Source organism: Psychroserpens mesophilus (assembly GCF_050617655.1).
GTDB classification, from domain to species: Bacteria; Bacteroidota; Bacteroidia; order Flavobacteriales; family Flavobacteriaceae; genus Psychroserpens; species Psychroserpens mesophilus_A.
On sequence record NZ_JBODQC010000143.1, the window covers coordinates 1 to 276 of the forward strand.

Annotated in this window: 1 protein-coding gene; it reads right to left on the minus strand. The window is 61.6% G+C overall.

The window, feature by feature from the left end:
- Window positions 1–276: cbb3-type cytochrome c oxidase subunit I (locus ACRHNM_RS16680; RefSeq protein WP_431137746.1), on the minus strand; the 276-nt coding region annotated here is incomplete at both ends.

Genomic DNA, 276 nt, shown 5'->3' on the forward strand with positions numbered 1-276 from the left:
GATGGTGAACAGCCAGTTGAAGATCTTCGCGCCCGTCGGGATCGAGATGATCATTGTGGCAATGCCGAAGAACGCGTTGACGTTGGCCCCCGCGCCCATGGTGAAGAAGTGGTGCAGCCAGACCAGGAACGACAGCACGCCGATGGCGGCCGTGGCGTAGACCATGGACTTGTAGCCGAACAGGGTCTTGCGGGCGAACGTGGCGACCACTTCGGAGTACACACCGAAGGCCGGCAGCACCAGGATGTAGACCTCGGGGTGGCCCCAGATCCAGAT